General features: G+C 66.8%; 15 protein-coding genes and 1 pseudogene. 10 read left to right on the top strand and 6 right to left on the bottom strand.

The window, feature by feature from the left end:
- Positions 1 to 158 precede the first annotated feature (158 nt).
- From FAZ98_RS00855 to FAZ98_RS00830, 6 genes are all read left to right on the top strand, one after another.
- On the top strand, positions 159 to 1,106 hold the full coding sequence (locus FAZ98_RS00855) for a 2-hydroxyacid dehydrogenase (protein WP_158951814.1): 948 nt from the start codon (positions 159 to 161) through the stop codon (positions 1,104 to 1,106).
- Between the two features lie 39 nt (positions 1,107 to 1,145).
- On the top strand, positions 1,146 to 2,069 hold the full coding sequence (locus FAZ98_RS00850) for a hydroxymethylglutaryl-CoA lyase (protein ID WP_158947875.1): 924 nt from the start codon (positions 1,146 to 1,148) through the stop codon (positions 2,067 to 2,069).
- 63 nt (positions 2,070 to 2,132) lie between these two features.
- Entirely contained in the window at positions 2,133 to 2,654 is a 522-nt protein-coding gene (locus FAZ98_RS00845) for a YbaK/EbsC family protein (RefSeq protein ID WP_158947873.1), read from the top strand.
- Between the two features lie 17 nt (positions 2,655 to 2,671).
- Positions 2,672 to 2,878: a DUF1289 domain-containing protein gene (locus tag FAZ98_RS00840; protein ID WP_158947871.1), complete on the top strand. Its 207-nt coding sequence runs from the start codon at positions 2,672 to 2,674 to the stop codon at positions 2,876 to 2,878.
- Entirely contained in the window at positions 2,875 to 3,324 is a 450-nt protein-coding gene (locus FAZ98_RS00835) for a MaoC family dehydratase (RefSeq protein WP_158947869.1), read from the top strand. Before FAZ98_RS00840 ends, FAZ98_RS00835 begins: the two co-directional genes overlap by 4 nt.
- Positions 3,321 to 4,265 (top strand): MBL fold metallo-hydrolase, encoded by a 945-nt coding sequence (locus FAZ98_RS00830; protein ID WP_158947867.1) that lies wholly within the window; start codon positions 3,321 to 3,323, stop codon positions 4,263 to 4,265. Before FAZ98_RS00835 ends, FAZ98_RS00830 begins: the two co-directional genes overlap by 4 nt.
- Positions 4,266 to 4,527: 262 nt before the next feature.
- On the opposite strand, the gene FAZ98_RS00825 is transcribed toward FAZ98_RS00830, so the two are convergent.
- Together FAZ98_RS00825 and FAZ98_RS00820 are read right to left on the bottom strand one after the other, a co-directional pair.
- A complete protein-coding gene (locus tag FAZ98_RS00825; protein WP_158947865.1) occupies positions 4,528 to 5,856 on the bottom strand; it encodes a DUF445 domain-containing protein in 1,329 nt (442 codons plus the stop codon).
- A 165-nt stretch (positions 5,857 to 6,021) separates the two neighbouring features.
- Complete coding sequence (locus FAZ98_RS00820) at positions 6,022 to 6,924, bottom strand: alpha/beta fold hydrolase (RefSeq protein WP_158947863.1); 903 nt, start codon at positions 6,922 to 6,924, stop codon at positions 6,022 to 6,024.
- Between the two features lie 299 nt (positions 6,925 to 7,223).
- Between FAZ98_RS00820 and FAZ98_RS00815 the strand changes: the two genes are divergently transcribed.
- On the top strand, positions 7,224 to 8,192 hold the full coding sequence (locus FAZ98_RS00815) for an NAD(P)H-dependent flavin oxidoreductase (RefSeq protein ID WP_158947861.1): 969 nt from the start codon (positions 7,224 to 7,226) through the stop codon (positions 8,190 to 8,192).
- Positions 8,193 to 8,280: 88 nt separating this feature from the next.
- Here the strand turns inward: FAZ98_RS00815 and FAZ98_RS00810 are convergent, their stop codons facing one another.
- From FAZ98_RS00810 to FAZ98_RS35530, 3 genes are all read right to left on the bottom strand, one after another.
- Positions 8,281 to 9,249 carry a LysR family transcriptional regulator gene (locus FAZ98_RS00810; RefSeq protein ID WP_158947859.1) on the bottom strand — a complete coding sequence of 323 codons (969 nt, stop codon included), beginning with the start codon at positions 9,247 to 9,249 and terminating at the stop codon, positions 8,281 to 8,283.
- A gap of 183 nt (positions 9,250 to 9,432) precedes the next feature.
- Entirely contained in the window at positions 9,433 to 10,530 is a 1,098-nt protein-coding gene (locus FAZ98_RS00805) for a porin (protein WP_158947857.1), read from the bottom strand.
- Between the two features lie 662 nt (positions 10,531 to 11,192).
- Positions 11,193 to 11,702, bottom strand: coding sequence for a hypothetical protein (locus FAZ98_RS35530; RefSeq protein ID WP_233272631.1), 510 nt, complete (start codon positions 11,700 to 11,702; stop codon positions 11,193 to 11,195).
- Between the two features lie 719 nt (positions 11,703 to 12,421).
- Here FAZ98_RS35530 and FAZ98_RS00795 point away from each other — a divergent pair.
- Both FAZ98_RS00795 and FAZ98_RS00790 read left to right on the top strand, forming a co-directional pair.
- Positions 12,422 to 13,465 carry a bile acid:sodium symporter family protein gene (locus FAZ98_RS00795; RefSeq protein WP_158947853.1) on the top strand — a complete coding sequence of 348 codons (1,044 nt, stop codon included), beginning with the start codon at positions 12,422 to 12,424 and terminating at the stop codon, positions 13,463 to 13,465.
- A gap of 291 nt (positions 13,466 to 13,756) precedes the next feature.
- Positions 13,757 to 15,595: an EAL domain-containing protein gene (locus tag FAZ98_RS00790; RefSeq protein ID WP_158947851.1), complete on the top strand. Its 1,839-nt coding sequence runs from the start codon at positions 13,757 to 13,759 to the stop codon at positions 15,593 to 15,595.
- A 157-nt stretch (positions 15,596 to 15,752) separates the two neighbouring features.
- Here the strand turns inward: FAZ98_RS00790 and FAZ98_RS00785 are convergent, their stop codons facing one another.
- Positions 15,753 to 15,908: a DUF3309 family protein gene (locus FAZ98_RS00785; RefSeq protein WP_158947849.1), complete on the bottom strand. Its 156-nt coding sequence runs from the start codon at positions 15,906 to 15,908 to the stop codon at positions 15,753 to 15,755.
- A gap of 217 nt (positions 15,909 to 16,125) precedes the next feature.
- Here FAZ98_RS00785 and FAZ98_RS00780 point away from each other — a divergent pair.
- Positions 16,126 to 17,109, top strand: a pseudogene (locus FAZ98_RS00780) (LacI family DNA-binding transcriptional regulator); the annotation flags it as partial.
- Positions 17,110 to 17,272 lie beyond the last annotated feature (163 nt).

Genomic DNA, 17,272 nt, shown 5'->3' with positions numbered 1-17,272 from the left:
CCAGGTACCGAACCAATTTTTTTTGCTTTGCTTGTGCACGCGCGCGCTGCGCTGCGCCGTAACGGCCGTCGCACGGGCGCCGGCGCGATTGAAGCGGCGAGCGCGATGCCGAAACCGTAGAATGTGGGCCAGTGACCACGTTTTCAGCGCTCTCGCCCATGAAAATCCTGTTCTGGCTTCCGCAAGCCGATGCCTCCGCCTGGCTGCACGGCCTGGCGCGCGCCCTCCCCGAAGCCGAGTTGCGCGAATGGCAACCCGGCGACACCGCCCCCGCCGACTACGCCGTCGTCTGGCATCCGCCGCGCGAACTGTTCGCCGCGCCGGGCCTGCGCGCGGTGTTCAACCTCGGCGCGGGCGTCGACGCGATCCTCGCGCTGGAGCGCGACCAGCCCGGCACGCTGCCCGCGAACGTGATGCTCGTGCGTCTCGAAGACTCGGGCATGGGCCCGCAGATGGGCGAATACGTGCAGCATGCGGTGCTGCGCTACCTGCGCCGCTTCGACGACTACGCGCTCCAGCAGGCGCGCCGCGAATGGCACGTGCTCGCGCCGCATCCGCTCGAAACCTTCACGGTGGGCATCCTCGGTCTCGGCGTGCTGGGCGCGCAGGTCGCGCGTGCCGTGGCCGCGCTGGGCGTGCCCGTGCGCGGGTTTTCGCGCAGCGCCAAAACGCTCGCCGGCATCGAGACGTTTTCCGGCGAGTTGCACGGCCCGCAGTTCGACGCGTTTCTCAGCAACGTCAAACTGCTCGTGAACCTGCTGCCCGCCACGCCCGACACCGAGAACGTGCTCGATGCGCGCACCTTCGGCAAGCTCGCGCGCGGCGCGTATCTCGTGAACGTCGCGCGCGGCACCCATCTCGCCGAAGCCGATCTGCTCGACGCGCTCGGGAACGGCACGCTCGCGGCCGCCACGCTCGACGTGTTTCGCGAGGAACCGCTGCCGGCGGAGCATCCGTTCTGGCGCGAACCGCGCATCACCATCACGCCGCATAGTTCGGCGCTCACCTTGCGCGACGAAGCCATTTCCCAGATCGCCGACAAAATCGGCGCGCTCGCGCGTGGCGAAACGGTGAGCGGCGTCGTGCACGTCGAGCGCGGGTATTAAGCCGCTCGAACGACTCATATCAGACAGCAGGAGACAAACATGGCATTGCCGAACGCAGTGAAGATCGTCGAAGTCGGGCCGCGCGACGGTCTGCAAAACGAAAAGGAATTCGTTGCGACCGCAACCAAGATCGAACTCGTGAACCGGCTCTCGCGCGCGGGCTTTCCGAATATCGAAGCCGCTTCGTTCGTCTCGCCGAAATGGGTCCCGCAAATGGCCGACGGCGCCGAGGTGATGCACGGCATCGAGCGGCGCGCGGGCGCGATCTATTCGGTGCTCACGCCGAATATGCGCGGCTTCGAAGGCGCGCTGGCCGCGCGCGCGGACGAGATCGTGATCTTCGGCGCGGCGAGCGAGGCGTTCTCGCAGAAGAACATCAACTGTTCGATCGCCGAAAGCATCGAGCGTTTCGCGCCCGTCGCGCAGGCCGCCAAAGCGCACGGCGTGCGCATCCGCGGCAGCGTGTCGTGCTCGCTCGGTTGCCCGTATCAGGGCGACGTGCCGGTGGCGTCCGTGGTCGACGTGGTCGAGCGCTTCGCGGCGCTCGGCTGCGACGAGATCGATATCGCCGACACCATCGGCGTGGGCACGGCAAAGCGCGTGCACGACGTGTTCGCGGCGGTCACGAAGGTGTTCCCGCGCGAGCGGCTTTCGGGCCACTTCCACGACACCTACGGCCAGGCGCTCGCGAACATCTATGCCGCGCTCGAAGAAGGCGTCGCGATCTTTCACGCCTCGGTGGCGGGGCTCGGCGGCTGTCCTTACGCGAAGGGCGCGACCGGCAACGTCGCGACCGAAGACGTGCTGTATCTGATGAACGGTCTCGGCATCCACACCGGCATCGACCTCGATCAGGTCGTGGCGGCCGGCGACTTCATCTCGCAGGCCATCGGCCGGCCCAACGTGTCGCGCGCGGGCAAGGCGCTGCTGGCGAAGGCGCAGAACGCGGCCGCGTGCGCGTGACGTGGCGCGCCGAACCTTGTACATGAATCATCGATTAATTCGCAGTTCGAAGGAAACGAACGTATGACCGAAGTGACTGCAACGCACGCCAACGACAACCTCGACACGCTGCCCGACTCCGCGCGCCGCGTCGCGCTGCTGCTGCGCGAGCGCGGCCATGCGAAACCCGTGGTGATGCTGCCCGAAACCGGCAAGACCTCGGCCGAAGCGGCGGCGGGACTCGGCTGCGAAGTCGCGCAGATCGCCAAGTCGATCCTGTTTCGCCGCCGCAAGGACGACGTGCCCGTGCTCGTGATCGCGAGCGGCGCGAATCGCGTCGACGAGAACAAAGTGGCCGAACGCGTGGGCGAGATTGGCCGCGCCGACGCGAAGTTCGTGCGCGAGAAGACCGGCTACGCCATTGGCGGCGTCTGCCCGATCGGTCACGCTGTCACGCCCGTCACGCTGATCGACGCGGACCTGCTCGCGCTCGACAGCCTGTGGGCGGCGGCGGGCCATCCGCATGCGGTGTTCAATCTCACGCCGCAGGAACTCGTCGCGCTCACCGGCGCGCCCGTGGTGGACGTCGCGCTGCGCGACGCGTGACACCTCTCGACACGACCATGACCACGCCTTCGCCCTGCATCAACGTCTGCCGCATGAACGCGCAAAGCGGCCTCTGCGAAGGCTGTTTGCGCACGATCGACGAAATCGCGGCGTGGTCCACGCTCGACGACGACGCGAAGCACGCAATCTGGGACGCCATCGAAGCGCGTCACAGGGAATGGCTCGCGCGCCGCAACGCCGCATCCTCCGGAGACCTGCTATGACCGCGCCCGCGCGCGTCGTGACGATCGGCGAGACGTTTCGCTCGACGCTCGCGCTCACGCCCGAATCGGTGAAATCGTTCACGCGGCTCGTGAACGACCTCAACCCGCTGCATCTCGACGACGCCTACGCGGCGCAGAGCCGTTTCGGCGGCCTGATCGCGTCGGGCACGCAGCCCACGGCGCATTTCATGGCGCTGCTCGCCACGCATTTCTCGCAATACGCGCAGCCGCTCGGGCTCGAATTCGACATGAAGCTCAAGCGCGCCGCGTATGCCACCGACGTGATCACCTTCGAATGGCGCGTGGAAGAGGCGTACTGGAAGCCGAGCCTGAACGGCGACCTCGTGAAGCTCGCGGGCGAAGCCGTGAACCAGAACGGCGAGGTGCTCGTGGTGGGCCGCTCGACGATCCTCGTCATGCCGAAGCCCGCGCACGCCGCGCAATGAGCGCGACCGCCCAGCCTGCCCCGTTGCCCGCGTCCTTGCGCGTGTTCGAGCGCGGCTGGCTCTCGTCGAACAACGTGTTGATCGCCGATACGCAACGCGCCGCGCTCATCGACACGGGCTACGCCACGCACGCCGCTCAAACCGTCGCGCTCGTGCGGCACGCGCTCGGCGCGCGCCCGCTCGACCTCGTCGTCAACACGCATCTGCATTCGGATCATTGCGGCGGCAACGCGCGCCTGCAAGCGCAATGGCCCGCGTGCGCCACGCTCGTGCCGTCCGCGAGCGCGAACGCCGTGCGCGACTGGGACGAAGCGCGCCTCACGTTTCGCGCCACGGGCCAGACCTGCGAACGCTTTGGCTTCACGGGCACGCTCGCGGCCGGCGACCGGCTCGCGCTGGGCGGTTTCGAGTGGACCGCGATCGGCGCGCCGGGCCACGATCCCGACTCGCTCATGCTCTACGCCGCCGAGCCGCGCGTGCTGATCAGCGCGGACGCGCTCTGGGAAAACGGCTTCGGCGTGATCTTTCCCGAACTCGACGGCGCGAGCGGCTTTGCCGAGCAGCACGCGGTGCTCGACGCCATCGCGCAACTCGATATCGACGTGGTCATTCCGGGTCACGGCGCGCCGTTCGCAAACGTCGGGGCCGCGCTCGAACGCGCGTACTCGCGCCTCGCCTGGCTGCGCGCCAATCCCGCGCGCAACGCGAAAAACGCGCTCAAGGTGCTGATCGTGTTCAAGCTGCTGGAAGTGCGCGCGATGACGTTCGAGGCGCTCGAGGCACTGCTGGATCACGCCGCGCTCATGCGCGCCGCCGCGCAGTCACTCGCGCCGCGCGCCGCCTGGCCCGCGCTGTTGCGCGAACTCGTGGCGGAACTGGTGAAGGCGGGCGCGCTTGTCGCAAACGGCGAGTGTATCGAGGCACCCGCCGCCGCGGTGTGAGCGGCGCGATGGCGGCGCGAGGGTGACATGATGGCGCACAACGGCCGCTCGAACGCGGCGCCATCGACGAAAAAAAACGCTCGTCCGTTTCGGGACGAGCGTTGCAATGTGTTCTGACGTGATCAAACTGTCGAGCGAATCATACTCGCGCCAGAAATGGCGAAGCATCGGTGATTTCCCTACAAATGTTTGACGCTCCGCGCAGCCCGTAGCAAGCAAATCGAAATATTTCGCGCCGCCACGAGATAGTTGGGATTCCCGATCAATAGCCGAGCGCAATGCGCAGCCATTCGAACCCGTACGAGCACAGATACAGCCCCAGCCCGATGGTGCCGCCGATCACCGTGCCGTTCACGCGAATCTCCTGCAAGTCCTTGCCGATCTTCAGCTCGATGAGCCGCGCCGTGTCGCGCGTGTCCCAGTGGCGCACGGTGTCGCGAATGTGATGCGTGAGGTACTGCGCGAAATCGGGCGCCATCGCGCGCGCGGCGTCTTCGAGATGGCCGTTGAGCGAGGCGCGCAAGGCGGCGTCGGCGGCCAGCGTTTCGCCGAGCCAGTGGCCCGCCGCCGCGACCTTCGCATGCAGCGAGGAATCCTCCCGCGCGAGGTCGTCGCGCAGCCACGCGCGCAGGCTGTCCCACAGTTCGCGCGTGTAGTCGTTGAGCGCGCTGCCTTCGCGCAGGCTCGCCTTCAGTTCCTCGCCCTTGCGCAGAAACGCGGGATCGCTCTTGAGCTGCACGATCAGCTTGTGCACCACTTCGTCGAACTTCTGCCGCAGGTGATGCTCGCGGTCCTCGCTCACCTGCAGCAACAGGCGATTCACCGCGCTTTCGAGCACCCGCGCGCCACTTTCGCCAATCCAGCCCGAGGGCAGAATCTTCTCCGTCTTCGGAAATTCGCCCTTGAGCCCGTCGACGATCCGCGCCGCCACGAACGCGCGCGTGCTCTCCTCGCTCAGCAGCGCGCCGAGCTGGTCGAGCATCTGGTCGAGCAATTCCTGATGCCGGCCGTCTTTGGTGAGCGTGTCGAGTATCGCGCCCGCCGACTTCGAGAGATCGACGCGCGCGAGCGCCGCATGCAGCCCGTCGCGAATGAACGTCTGGATGCGCGCGTCGTCGGTGAGGCCGAGCAGCCCCGACATCACGCGCACCGCGTAGTCGCCGAGATGCCGCGCGTTGTCGGGCGCGGTGAGCCACACGGCGAGCCGTTCGACCGGATCGTGACGGCGGATCAACGCGACCAGCGAGCCCACGTCGAGAAACTTGTCGCGCACGAACACGGCGAGTTCGTCGGCGATGCGATCCTTGTTGCGCGGAATCACGCCCGTGCGCGCGGAAACGAACGGGATCGGCACGCGCCGGAACAGCGCGACCACGGCGAACCAGTCGGCGAGCGCGCCCACCATGGCGGCTTCGCTCACGGCCTTGATACCGTCGATGACAACGCCGGGCGGCGAGAGCGCCGTGGCCACGAACACCACGGCCGCAACGATCAGCAGCAGCAAGGCGCGGCGCTTGGCGCGCGCGAGTTCGGCTTCGTCGCGCGCGGTGGCGGAGGTCGGCAAGGCATCGGAGTCGTGCGGTGGCGTCATGCGCAAAACCTGTGTCGCGAAAGGCAATCGCAACATTATGCGGCCGCCCGTGAACCGGGGCGGCGGCGCGGTTGCCGCACGCGCGCGCCGTCGCTCGCGAAAGTACGGCGCAAGTTCCGCGCGAGGCCGCTGCCCCACCCTCGACGCAAAACCCTCAATACGAAATCAGCGCTCGGTGGTCTCGAAGAACGCCAGCATTTCCTCGACGAGCACGTCGCTCGCTTCCTCGGGAATGTAGTGGCCGCACGGCAGCGCGCGGCCGCTCACGTCGCGCGCGACCTTGCGCCATTCGGCGAGCGGATCGAAGCAGCGTTCGATCACGCCGGCTTCGCCCCACAGCACGCGCAGCGGGCACGCGACCTTGTTGCCGCGTTCGAGATCGGCGCGATCGTGTTCGAGGTCGATGGTGGCCGAGGCGCGGTAGTCCTCGCACATCGCGTGCACGGCGCCGGGCTGGCGCAGCGCCGCGCGATACGCGTCGAGCGCTTCCGGCGAGAACGGCGCGAGACCGGCGTGGCGGCTGCCCATCACGCGTTCGATGTAGACGTCGGGGTTGGCCGAGATCAGCGTTTCGGGCAACGGCTCGGGCTGGATCAGGAAGAACCAGTGGAAATAGAGCGTGGCGAATTCGCGGCTGGTTTGCTCGTACATGGCCAGCGTGGGCGCGATGTCGAGCAGCATCAGCCGTTCGACGGCCTGCGCGTGATCGAGCGCCATGCGATGCGCCACACGCGCGCCGCGATCATGCGCGCAGACCAGAAAGCGCTCGAAACCGAACTGACGCATGACGTCGACCTGATCGGCGGCCATCGCGCGTTTCGAGTACGCCGCGTGCGTGGCGTCGCCAGCCTCGCTGTCCGGCTTGGCCGAGGCGCCGTAGCCGCGCAGGTCGGTGGCGATCACGGTGAAGCGCCGCGCGAGCGCGCTTGCGCAGCGATGCCAGATCATGTGAGTCTGCGGGTGGCCGTGCAACAGCAAGAGCGGCGGCCCGTCGCCGCCTTTCACTCCGCAGATGTCGACGCCGCTCGCGGTGCGAACGCTGAAGGGCTGGAATCCATCGAAGGACATGGGACGTGTCTCTTGTGCTTGTTGGTGTTGTCATTGTATGAGCGGTGCGCTGCGCGCCGGGCCGGTTTGCGGCTCGCGGGCGTAGAAACCGAACACTCACTCGAATGCCGCACGCACCGTGCCGCAGCAGCCTGCGGCCTATAATCGAACGATCGTTAGCAAAACGGGAAGCGCGACGCTTTGCTGGAAACGTTTTCCGCGACCTCGCGCGCGAGCTTCTCGAACCGTACGCGCCGCACCCGTGCCCCCAACCCGCCGCCCGCGCGAAAGACGCGGGCTTCAACAAGGAGACAAGACTCATGGCATTGCCCGCCGTCCTGCAAAACCTCGCGCTGCCCGTCGTGGCCTCGCCGATGTTCATCGTCAGCTACCCCGAGCTCGTGCTCGCGCAATGCAAGGCGGGTATCGTCGGCTCGTTCCCGGCGCTCAATGCGCGCCCGGCCGAACTGCTCGACGAATGGCTCACGCAGATCCAGAGCGAACTCGCGGCGCACAAGGCCGCGAACCCCGACGCCGTGATCGGCCCGATCGCCGTGAACCAGATCGTCCATCAGTCGAATGCGCGGCTCGAGCACGACGTGCGCGTGTGCGTGGAGCACAAGGTGCCGATCTTCATCACGAGCCTGCGCGCGCCGCCGAAGGAGCTGCTCGACGCCGTGCACAGCTACGGCGGCATCGTGCTGCATGACGTCATCAATCTGCGGCACGCGACCAAAGCGCTCGAGGCGGGCGTCGACGGGCTGATTCTGGTGGCGGCGGGCGCGGGCGGCCACGCGGGCACGACCTCGCCGTTCGCGCTGGTGGGCGAAGTGCGCAAGATGTTCGACGGCCCCATCGTGCTCTCGGGCGCGATCGCCAACGGCGGCTCGATTCTCGCCGCGCAGGCCATGGGCGCCGACCTCGCCTACATGGGCACGCGCTTCATCGCCACGCGCGAGGCGCACGCCGTGGACGCGTACAAGCACGCGATCGTCGAAGCCAGCGCTTCGGACATCATCTACACGAACCTCTTCACGGGCGTGCACGGCAACTACATCCGCGAAAGCATCGTGAACGCCGGGCTCGATCCCGACGCGCTGCCCGAATCCGACAAGTCGAAGATGGACTTCGGCGCGGGCAGCTCGAAGGCGAAGGCGTGGAAGGACGTATGGGGCGCGGGCCAGGGCGTCGGCCTGATGGACGACGTGCCCGCGGTGGCGGAACTCGTCGCGCGGCTCAAGGGCGAGTACGACGAGGCGAAGGCGCGGCTGGGAATTGGCGCGCGCTGAAACCCGCATCGGGCGATGGCGCGCGGCCTCGCGCTCAGGTGACGGGGCCCAGGCGCGTGGGCCAATCGGCGCGCCACGGTAGCGCGCGTCAGGCCTCGAAATCGCGCTGCGCCCGGGCGGCGGCCGCGCGTATCGCTGCCACGTCGGGCCACAATTCGCGTGCCGAAAACCGCGCCGCGAGGAAATCGACGAACGAACGCACCTTCGCCGAAAGATGGCGACGGCTCGCGTACACGGCGTAGATCGGCAGCTCGCGCGGCGGCAGCGCGTCCACGAGCAGCGGCACGAGGCGGCCTTCCGCGATGTCGTCGCCGACCACCTCGGTGCCGAGCATGGAAAGCCCGCCGCCTTGCAGCATCACCACGCGCAGCGCTTCGAGATGGTTGACGATGAGATTGCCGCCCGGCTTGAGCTTCGCGGCGCTCGCGCCCGGGCCGTCGGCGGATAAGGCGAGTTCCTGCGCCGAGGCCCCCGCGTATTGCACGAAGCGATGGCGCGCGAGATCGGCCACCGTCTGCGGCATGCCGTGGCGGCGCAGGTAGTCGGGCGCCGCGCACAGCACGATGTGCGCGGTCGCGAGCGGCCGCGCGATCAGCGAGGACGACTTCAGGCCCGAAGGCGCGGCGCGAATCGCCACGTCGAAACCCTCGTCGATCAACTCGACCACGCGGTCGGACAGCGTGATGTCGACGGTCACCTGCGGGAAGTCCGCCGCGTAGTCGGCCACGGCGCCCATCACGTGCCGCAATCCGAACGCCGTTAGCGAGGAGACGCGCAGCCGGCCCTGCGGCACGACGCTCGCGGCGCCCACGGCCTGGCCGGCTTCGTCGAGTTCGGTGAGTGCGAGCGCGAGACGCTCGTAGTATTCGCGGCCCGCCTCGGTGGGCGCGACGCGGCGCGTGGTGCGGTTCAGGAGGCGCGCGCCGAGCTGCTGCTCCAGATGCGCGACGTGCTTGCTCGCCATCGCCGCCGACATGCCCAGGCGCTCCGCGGCCGCGACGAAACTGCCCGCCTCCACCACCTGGCGGAACACGTTCATGCTGACGAGGGTATCCATCGCGCCGACCTTCTATTTCAGTTGCGGAATCAATCGGCGATATTTTGCGCGGTTTATCAAATGCGGGTAGGCAAACCTGCACGCTCGCACGCGGTATCGACGAGCAAGCGACGATAAAAAACCCCGCGCCGCTTCTCGCCGCGCGGGGTTTTACGTCGACCGTCGACGGGAACGCGCAGCCGCCTAGAACTTCGCGCGAATGCCCACGCCGTAGGTCATGCCGCTCGACATGTTGTCGTAGTGGTCGTACATGTACGCCGCGTAGAGGTCGGTGCGCTTCGAGAGCGCGTAGTCGTAGCCCACGGCCGCCGTCTGGTGCGTCTGGTTCAGGCCGCCCGTGTCGCGCGAGTACGCGTACGAGGCCATCACCGTGCCCGGGCCGACCGGTGCCGAAACGCCGCCTTGCGCCGTGTTCACGTGGAAGCTGCCAATCTGCTCCCAGTTCGCCGTGTACATGTACTGGCCGAAGAACTTCACGTACTTGAGGTCGTACGAGAGGCCGACCTGCGCGACGCCCTGGCTCTTCAGGCCGACCACGGTCGTGTCGCCGCTGATGATGCTGCCGATGTCGCCCGGCGTGTTGTTGAAGTTCACGTACTGGTACACGGCCGTGGCCGCGAACGGGCCGTGGAAGTACAGGCCCTGCACGCTCCACTTCTTCTGGCCGTTCTGGCCGGCCTGGTTGCCGAACGCGTACATGGCCGAGCCCGAGAGGCCGTTGAAGTTGGGCGTCGAGTACTGCACCGCGTTGTTCCAGCCCGAGTCGCCCACCACGCCCTGGTCGGTCGTGTAGGTCGGGAACGTCGAGAGGCCGAGGTACACGTGGTACACCATCGGCGAGAAGGTGTACGAGTCGATGAACGGGTTGAACAGAATCGTGGAGACGAAGAGCTGCGTGGTCAGGCGGCCCGCCGTGACCGTACCGTACGGCGACTCGAGGCCCACATACGCGTTACGCGCGAAGAAGGTGTCGCCGGTGAAGCGGCCGTAGTTGCCGTTTTGCGCGCGGAAGAAGCTTTCAAGGGTGAAGATCGCCTTGTAGCCGTTGCCGAGGTCTTCCGAACCCTTCATGCCCCAGTACGACGTCGACATACCGCCGCCGCCCACGTTCCAGGCCGTCTGGCTGCCCGGAAAGCGCGTCGCGCCGACCCATTCGTCGACCTGACCGTAGAGCTGGACGCTCGACTGCGCCAATGCCGACGACGACGCGGCGGCAAGTACGGCGGCGATCGCACTCGCCTTCAGGGTGGTGCGCAGCGCGCGGCTCTTCGTGGTGTTCATGGGTTCTCCAGTCTTTGTCAAAAAAGGGATAGGCGGCTGGGCTCGAAGCCTTGTTTTCGTCGTTCGCGGCAGGGACCGCGCTTTCATTGCCGGTTGAATCGCGCTTCGAATCGGTGCGGGCAGGTCCATCTTTGCGGACCATTTTTACGGTCAAAAATATTGGGTGTTATCGCCGGTATATCGACGGGAATACTTTGTCGCCGATGAAACCTGTTTAACCGCGCTTCCGACCCCTTTCTACTGCGCTGCAGCACGCGTTCTCGCAGGCCGCAAAGCCGCGCGGGTCAACGTTTTGCCGACCTCCGCGCGGCGCGAATGACGCGCCGCCGTAGCGAAGTCGAGATTTGATGACGAAAGGGTTACATCTGACGAGAGATTTCCAAAAAAGTGTGGTATCCGCGCGTCAAATTGGCGGCGACGGGCTACCGGCGACGGGCTGCCGGCGACGGGCGACCGGCGACGGGCGTGCGGATATCGGGCGCGCGACAAGGCGCGACCCGGCGATGCCGATTCGGCGTTGGAATGGAGAAAGCAGGAAGCGGGAAGCGGGAAAAAAGCGGAAACGCGAGACACAGCGGTCTCGCGTGGTCGGCAACGGGTCAGTTGCCGCTTAACTGATGATGAATTGCCGATCAGTCACGATCAGTCGCGATCAATTCCGATCAGTTCCGATACGGCGAAGGCATCGGCGGACGGGGCACGTCGCCGCCGCGCTGCAACGGCCGGAATGCGGCGCGCTCCTCGTTGTAGCGCGCGACGTCTTCGCGGATCGAGCCCGCGCGCACTGGCGAGTCGGCGGGCGGATGCGGCGCCGGGCGGGTTTCCGCACTCACCGGCGTGATGGGATTGCCCCGATAGCCGCCCCCCTCGTCGAAGCCGCCGTACGAAGCACCGCCGTAATGCGGCGCGGGCGGCGCTTCCGCCGGGCCTCGCCATGCGTTGTGGGCCCGCGCGCCGCCGCGCTCGCGACGGCCGCCCTGATCGGCCACGCGCACCGGCGCCGGACCGCGCATGCCGCCGCGCATTGCGCCGAAGTCCTCGCGGCCCGGACCTTGCGGGCTGAACACGGCACTGCGCATGCCGCCGAAGCCCGGATTACCGCCGCGTTCGCCAGCGCCGTAGGCGCTGCCATTGCCATGGAAACCGCCGCCGCCCCAAGGCGCGGAGCGCATTTCGGGCGCGCGCGCGCCAGCGCCGCCGTGCGAGCCGGCGGGCGCGAAAGCGGGATGGGCGTGGGCCAATACGACAGCGGACGCCAGACCGGCGCCCAGAACCCAACGTCCCAGTTTGAACAACCCTGCGTGCATTGTGATGTTTCACCTGCCCGACGATCCGCATGGCGGCGCACCATTCGGGCGGTGGCGCGCCTGTCCCGGAATGACGCCGCTGTCCGTATTCCTGTACGAAACCGCGATGCGTAACGATTGCCGCCGCAACGGTCGGCGCATTCCTTTCACGGTAATTTATGGGCGCTCCTAAACCGTGTCGAGCCAATAATTGTTATGCCGCCTGAAGGGTTGTAACACCATGTTACTGCACGGTTTTTTGGTATCGAGTGGGCTCCGTGATTGCCCGTAGACGCTTGCCGGACAAGGCTTTCAACGCCACGAATCGACCTCTGCAAACGCAGGCGAACGTCTGACGAATCGCGGCACTTTGAACGGTTTTGTTGCGGGCCGGGAATACCGCTCGCGCGCTCAAAATCCGTTATGCCGATGCGGCATTCAAAACGCCGATCCATGCAATCGATTCATTAATCGATTCTTCAAATGAATTTGCTTTTTCAATCGCTCTGCGCCGACAATAGGACCTTCCGTTTTCGACCTTTTCGACTCAACCCCAGGCAACGCAGGCTCACGCCGCCGCGCGTGGCGCTTTAGAGATTCCTTCGATGGCTCGTCCGAAATTCCTGCCCGATAACTTCACGTTGTGCCTCGTCGGCACCGTGATCCTCGCGAGTCTGCTGCCCGTGCACGGCCAGTCCGCCACCGCGTTCAACTGGCTGACCAACATCGCCGTCGGCCTGCTGTTCTTCCTGCACGGCGCGAAGCTCTCGCGCGAAGCGATCATCGCGGGCGCAACGCACTGGCGTCTGCACCTCGTCGTGCTCGCGAGCACCTTCGTCCTCTTCCCCGTGCTCGGGCTCGTGCTCAAGCCGGTGCTCTCGCCGCTCGTCACGCCCGCGCTCTACGCCGGCGTGCTGTTCCTCTGCACGCTGCCTTCCACGGTGCAATCGTCGATCGCCTTCACCTCCATCGCGCGCGGCAACGTGCCCGCGGCCGTGTGCAGCGCGTCGGCGTCGAGCCTGATCGGCATCTTCGTCACGCCCGCGCTGGTGAGCGTGGTCGTCACGAACCAGAACGCGGGCGGCACCTCGGCGTGGCATACGGTGGGCAACATCGTGCTGCAACTGCTCGTGCCGTTCGTCGCGGGTCAATTGCTGCGCCCGCTGATCGGCCGCTGGATCGAGCGCAACAAGAGCGTGCTCAAGTTCGTCGATCAGGGTTCGATTCTGTTCGTGGTGTATGGCGCGTTTTCGGAAGCCGTGAACGAAGGCCTCTGGCATCACATTCCGCTCGCGGCGCTGGGCGGCCTGCTGGTCGTGAACGCCGTGCTGCTCGCGCTGGCGCTGGGTATCACCATCTTCACGAGCAAGAAGCTCGGCTTCTCGCGCGCGGACCAGATCACCATCATCTTCTGCGGCTCGAAGAAGAGCCTCGCGGCCGGCGTGCCGATGGCCAAGGTGATCTTCGCGTCGAACGCCGTGGGCGCGGTCGTGCTGCCGCTCATGCTGTTCCATCAGATGCAGCTGATGGTGTGCGCGGCCCTCGCGCAACGCTGGGGCGCACGCGACCTGAGCGCGGAGCGCGACGCCACACGCGGCGAAGAATCGGGTGCCAGCGCGGGCGAACGCACGGCCGCCGCCCGCCGGTAGATCCCTCACGCCGCGCGCTCCAGCCGCGCACATCGTCCACAAAACGCCCGCCTCGCCGGGCGTTTTGCGTTTGTCGCGCGCTTGTTCTGCGCGGATATCGGGCCAAATCATCCGTAATATGACAGCCCGAATCTGACATGGAAATGACGTTTATGCGCCACGGATTGGCGGCGCGCAAACGGTTGCGCGACTTTTCATGGCCGGAATCCGCGTTTCTGTCACCAAAATTTCACTTAATTCATCCGATCATTTGCCGTTAAATCCAACGTCTACGCCCGTCCTGGCTTGTTCATGTCTGCTCGCGCGCCACTCCTACGCGCCGCGCCCGGTGTTGGGGCTTTGATCGCCCAACGCCAGTTGCGCGCCGTCTTTCAGCCGATTGTCGATTTCGAGAACGGCGCGATCCTGGGCTACGAAGGGCTCATTCGCGGGCCGGCCGGCTCGCCGCTCGAATCTCCCGCGGCGCTGTTTTCGCGCGCCCACGCCGAAGGCTGCACGGCCGCGCTCGAACGCGAAGCGGCACTCACCTGTATCGAAGCGTTCGCGCGGCTCGACTCGCCCGCCAAACTGTTCCTCAATTTCAGCGCCGACGCGCTGCGCCAGTTCACCGAAACCGGCGACGCGGGCGACGCCGCGCGCGCGCTCTTCAGCGGCCCGATCGATCCCGCGCGCATCGTCATCGAACTCACCGAGCAAAGCGCCGTCGACGACCTGCGCGACTTCGCGCCCGTGGTCGAACGCCTGCGCGCGGCGGGCGCCCAGTTCGCGCTCGACGACTACGGCACGGCCAACGCGAGCCTGAGCCTGTGGGCCAGGCTGCAACCCGACATCGTCAAGATCGACCGCTTCTTCATTCACGACATCGCCAACGACCCGCTCAAGTTCGAAGCCGTGCGCGCCATGCAGCATTTCGCGCAGGCGAGCGGCGCGCGGCTCGTGGCCGAGGGCATCGAAAACGCCGCCGACCTGATCGTGCTGCGCGACATGGGCATCGCCTGCGGCCAGGGCTTCTTCTTCGGCCGGCCGGAAACCGAGCCGCTGCGCGCGCTCGCGCCCGAAGCGCGCGAGGCGATTCGCGCGGGCCATATCGCCGTGTTTCCGGAAGCCACGCGCAGCGCGGCGACGCAGGCCGCGGGCACCGCGCCCGCCGAGAAAATGCGGGTGCGCGCGCCCGCCTTGCCGCGTCACGCGACCAATAACGACGTGCTCGAACTCTTCAACAGCCGCGCCGACCTGCACGCGGTGGCCGTGGTCGAGGGCGAGACGCCGGTCGCGCTCATCAACCGGCGCGCTTTCATGGACCGCTACGCGCTGCCGTATCACCGCGAATTGTTCGGCAAGAAGGCCTGCATGCAGTTCGCCAACGCCTCGCCCGTGCTGATCGAGCAGACCATGAGCGTGGAGCAGATGGCGACGCTGCTCGCGAGCGACGACCAGCGCTATCTCGCCGACGGTTTCGTCTTCACCGACAACGGCCGCTACGCCGGTCTCGGCACCGGCGAAAGCCTCGTGCGCGCCGTGACCGAAGTGCGCATCCAGGCCGCGCGTTACGCGAATCCGCTCACGTTTTTGCCGGGCAACATTCCGATCAGCTCGCATATCGAGCGGCTGCTGTCGCACGACGCGGGCTTCCATGCGTGCTACGTCGACCTGAACCAGTTCAAGCCGTTCAACGACCAGTACGGCTACTGGCAGGGCGACGAAGTGCTGAAGTTCGCGGCGCAGGTGCTCGCCGACGTGTGCGATCCCACGCGCGACTTTCTCGGCCACGTGGGCGGCGACGACTTCCTGATCCTGTTCCAGAGCGAAAGCTGGCGCGACCTCGCGTGCCGCGCGATCCAGACGTTCAACGCGGGCGCGCTGCGCTTCTACGCGCCCGAGGACCGGCGCGGCGGCGGCATCCACGGCGAAGACCGCCATGGCAATCCGACCTTCTTCACCTTCGTGACGATGGCGATCGGCTGCGTGCGCGTCGCGCCCGGCGACGGCGCGCGCCATAGCAGCGACGCGATCGCCTCGCTCGCGGCATTGGCCAAACGGCGCGCGAAACAGGAAGCGTCGGGGCTGTTCGTGATCGAAGCCAACGAACGCTTTCCCACGCTCACCAGCGTGCCCGGGGGTGATCGTTGACCGGGCGATCGGGCCGGCCGTGAGCTAGCGGTCGATCCTTTAGCGGCGCCCCAAAAGAAAACGGGCCGGCCGCGCGGCAATTGCCGCGCGCCGGCCCGTTTTGCGTTTCGACGCCCTGCGCGCGAACACGCAGGACGCCGTCACGCAACGCGAACGGTCATATCGTGCCCATCAACACCAGCACGATAACGACGATCAGCACGACGCCGAGCGTGCCCGACGGTGCATAGCCCCACGAGCGGCTATGCGGCCAGGCGGGAAAGGCGCCGACGAGCAACAGGATCAGGACAACCAGAAGCAGGGTGCTAAGCATGATGCCTCCGAGAGTGAAGTGATTAGCGCCAGCCCTTCCGCAACCGGCGTGCCCGGAGAATATGTTTAGTTCATTTTACTAAACAAATTATTTTGCGTTTATCTGAGTGATTACGCGGTGTTACGTGGTGTTCCGAACGTAAACCCGGGCTTTTTTCGATGCTTTTTACTATACAATGCCCCGCACCTGGAGGACGCAGCGGAACCAAGAGCCGAACATGGGGACAACCATTCGTGACGTCGCGCAGGCCGCCAACGTGTCGATCGGCACGGTGTCGCGCGCGTTGAAAAATCAGCCCGGTCTGTCGGAGGCCACGCGCGAGCGCGTGGTCGAAGTGGCGCGCGCGCTGGGCTACGACATCGCGCAATTGCGGCCGCGCATACGCCGTCTGACCTTCCTGCTGCACCGCCAGCACAACAACTTCGCGGCCAGCCCGTTCTTCTCGCATGTGCTGCACGGCGTGGAAGACGCCTGCCGCGAACGCGCGATCGTGCCCGCGCTCCTCACCGCCGGTCCCGCCGACGACACCGTGCAGCAATTACGCCTGCACGCGCCCGACGCCATCGCCGTGGCCGGTTTCGTCGAGCCCGAAACGCTCGCCGCGCTGGTCGCGCTGCAACGCCCGCTCGTACTGATCGATCTGTGGGCGCAAGGCCTGCGCTCCGTGAACGTCGACAACGCGGCGGGCGCCGCGCTCGCCATGCAGCATCTGTTCGCGCTCGGGCGGCGGCGCATCGCGTTCATCGGCGGCTCGCTCGCGCACTACAGCATCGCGCAGCGCGCGCTCGGCTACCGGCGCGCGTTCTTCGAGGCGGGCCTGCTGTTCGATCCTTCGCTCGAAACCACCCTCGACGGCGGCCTCGACCCCGACACCGGCGCCGCGCTCGCCATGCAGCGGCTGATCGACACGGCGCGCGCCGAATCGCGGCCGCCGCCCGACGCGCTGTTCGCCTACAACGACGCCGCCGCGCTCGCGGCCATGCGCGTGTGCGCGGCGAACGGCCTGCGCGTGCCCGAAGACATCGCCATCGTCGGTTTCGACGATATTCCGGGCGCCACGCACGCCTCGCCCGCGCTTTCGACCATCGCCGTCGACAAAGAAGCGCTCGGGCGGCGCGGCGTCGAACTGCTGCTCGAAGAAGCGCCGGCGCACAGCGAGATCCGCCTGCCGGTGCAGCTGGTCGCGCGCGCGAGCACGTTAGCCACGTTGAGCACGGGCGCATGCACGCCCGCCGCGCCGCCCGAAACGCCGGTTCATGCCGATGGCGGTCGCGACACGCACGCGGTCGTATCCGCCGTGACAGCGCCCGCTTTATCGGCATCGACATCGACATCGACATCGCTCAAAGCGGCGGCCAAACCCG

Source organism: Paraburkholderia acidisoli (genome assembly GCF_009789675.1).
In the GTDB taxonomy this organism is placed as follows: Bacteria; Pseudomonadota; Gammaproteobacteria; order Burkholderiales; family Burkholderiaceae; genus Paraburkholderia; species Paraburkholderia acidisoli.
This window is presented reverse-complemented; position numbering and strand designations above follow the sequence as displayed.

Coding starts and splice junctions, on each gene's coding strand:
- FAZ98_RS00840 (WP_158947871.1), top strand. CDS start 2,672: ATGACCACGCCTTCGCCCTGCATCAACGTCTGCCGCATGAACGCGCAA.
- FAZ98_RS00795 (WP_158947853.1), top strand. CDS start 12,422: ATGGCTCGTCCGAAATTCCTGCCCGATAACTTCACGTTGTGCCTCGTC.
- FAZ98_RS00845 (WP_158947873.1), top strand. CDS start 2,133: ATGACCGAAGTGACTGCAACGCACGCCAACGACAACCTCGACACGCTG.
- FAZ98_RS00850 (WP_158947875.1), top strand. CDS start 1,146: ATGGCATTGCCGAACGCAGTGAAGATCGTCGAAGTCGGGCCGCGCGAC.
- FAZ98_RS00790 (WP_158947851.1), top strand. CDS start 13,757: ATGTCTGCTCGCGCGCCACTCCTACGCGCCGCGCCCGGTGTTGGGGCT.
- FAZ98_RS35530 (WP_233272631.1), bottom strand. CDS start 11,702: ATGCGCTCCGCGCCTTGGGGCGGCGGCGGTTTCCATGGCAATGGCAGC.
- FAZ98_RS00820 (WP_158947863.1), bottom strand. CDS start 6,924: ATGTCCTTCGATGGATTCCAGCCCTTCAGCGTTCGCACCGCGAGCGGC.
- FAZ98_RS00785 (WP_158947849.1), bottom strand. CDS start 15,908: ATGCTTAGCACCCTGCTTCTGGTTGTCCTGATCCTGTTGCTCGTCGGC.
- FAZ98_RS00835 (WP_158947869.1), top strand. CDS start 2,875: ATGACCGCGCCCGCGCGCGTCGTGACGATCGGCGAGACGTTTCGCTCG.
- FAZ98_RS00815 (WP_158947861.1), top strand. CDS start 7,224: ATGGCATTGCCCGCCGTCCTGCAAAACCTCGCGCTGCCCGTCGTGGCC.
- FAZ98_RS00825 (WP_158947865.1), bottom strand. CDS start 5,856: ATGACGCCACCGCACGACTCCGATGCCTTGCCGACCTCCGCCACCGCG.
- FAZ98_RS00810 (WP_158947859.1), bottom strand. CDS start 9,249: ATGGATACCCTCGTCAGCATGAACGTGTTCCGCCAGGTGGTGGAGGCG.
- FAZ98_RS00805 (WP_158947857.1), bottom strand. CDS start 10,530: ATGAACACCACGAAGAGCCGCGCGCTGCGCACCACCCTGAAGGCGAGT.
- FAZ98_RS00855 (WP_158951814.1), top strand. CDS start 159: ATGAAAATCCTGTTCTGGCTTCCGCAAGCCGATGCCTCCGCCTGGCTG.
- FAZ98_RS00830 (WP_158947867.1), top strand. CDS start 3,321: ATGAGCGCGACCGCCCAGCCTGCCCCGTTGCCCGCGTCCTTGCGCGTG.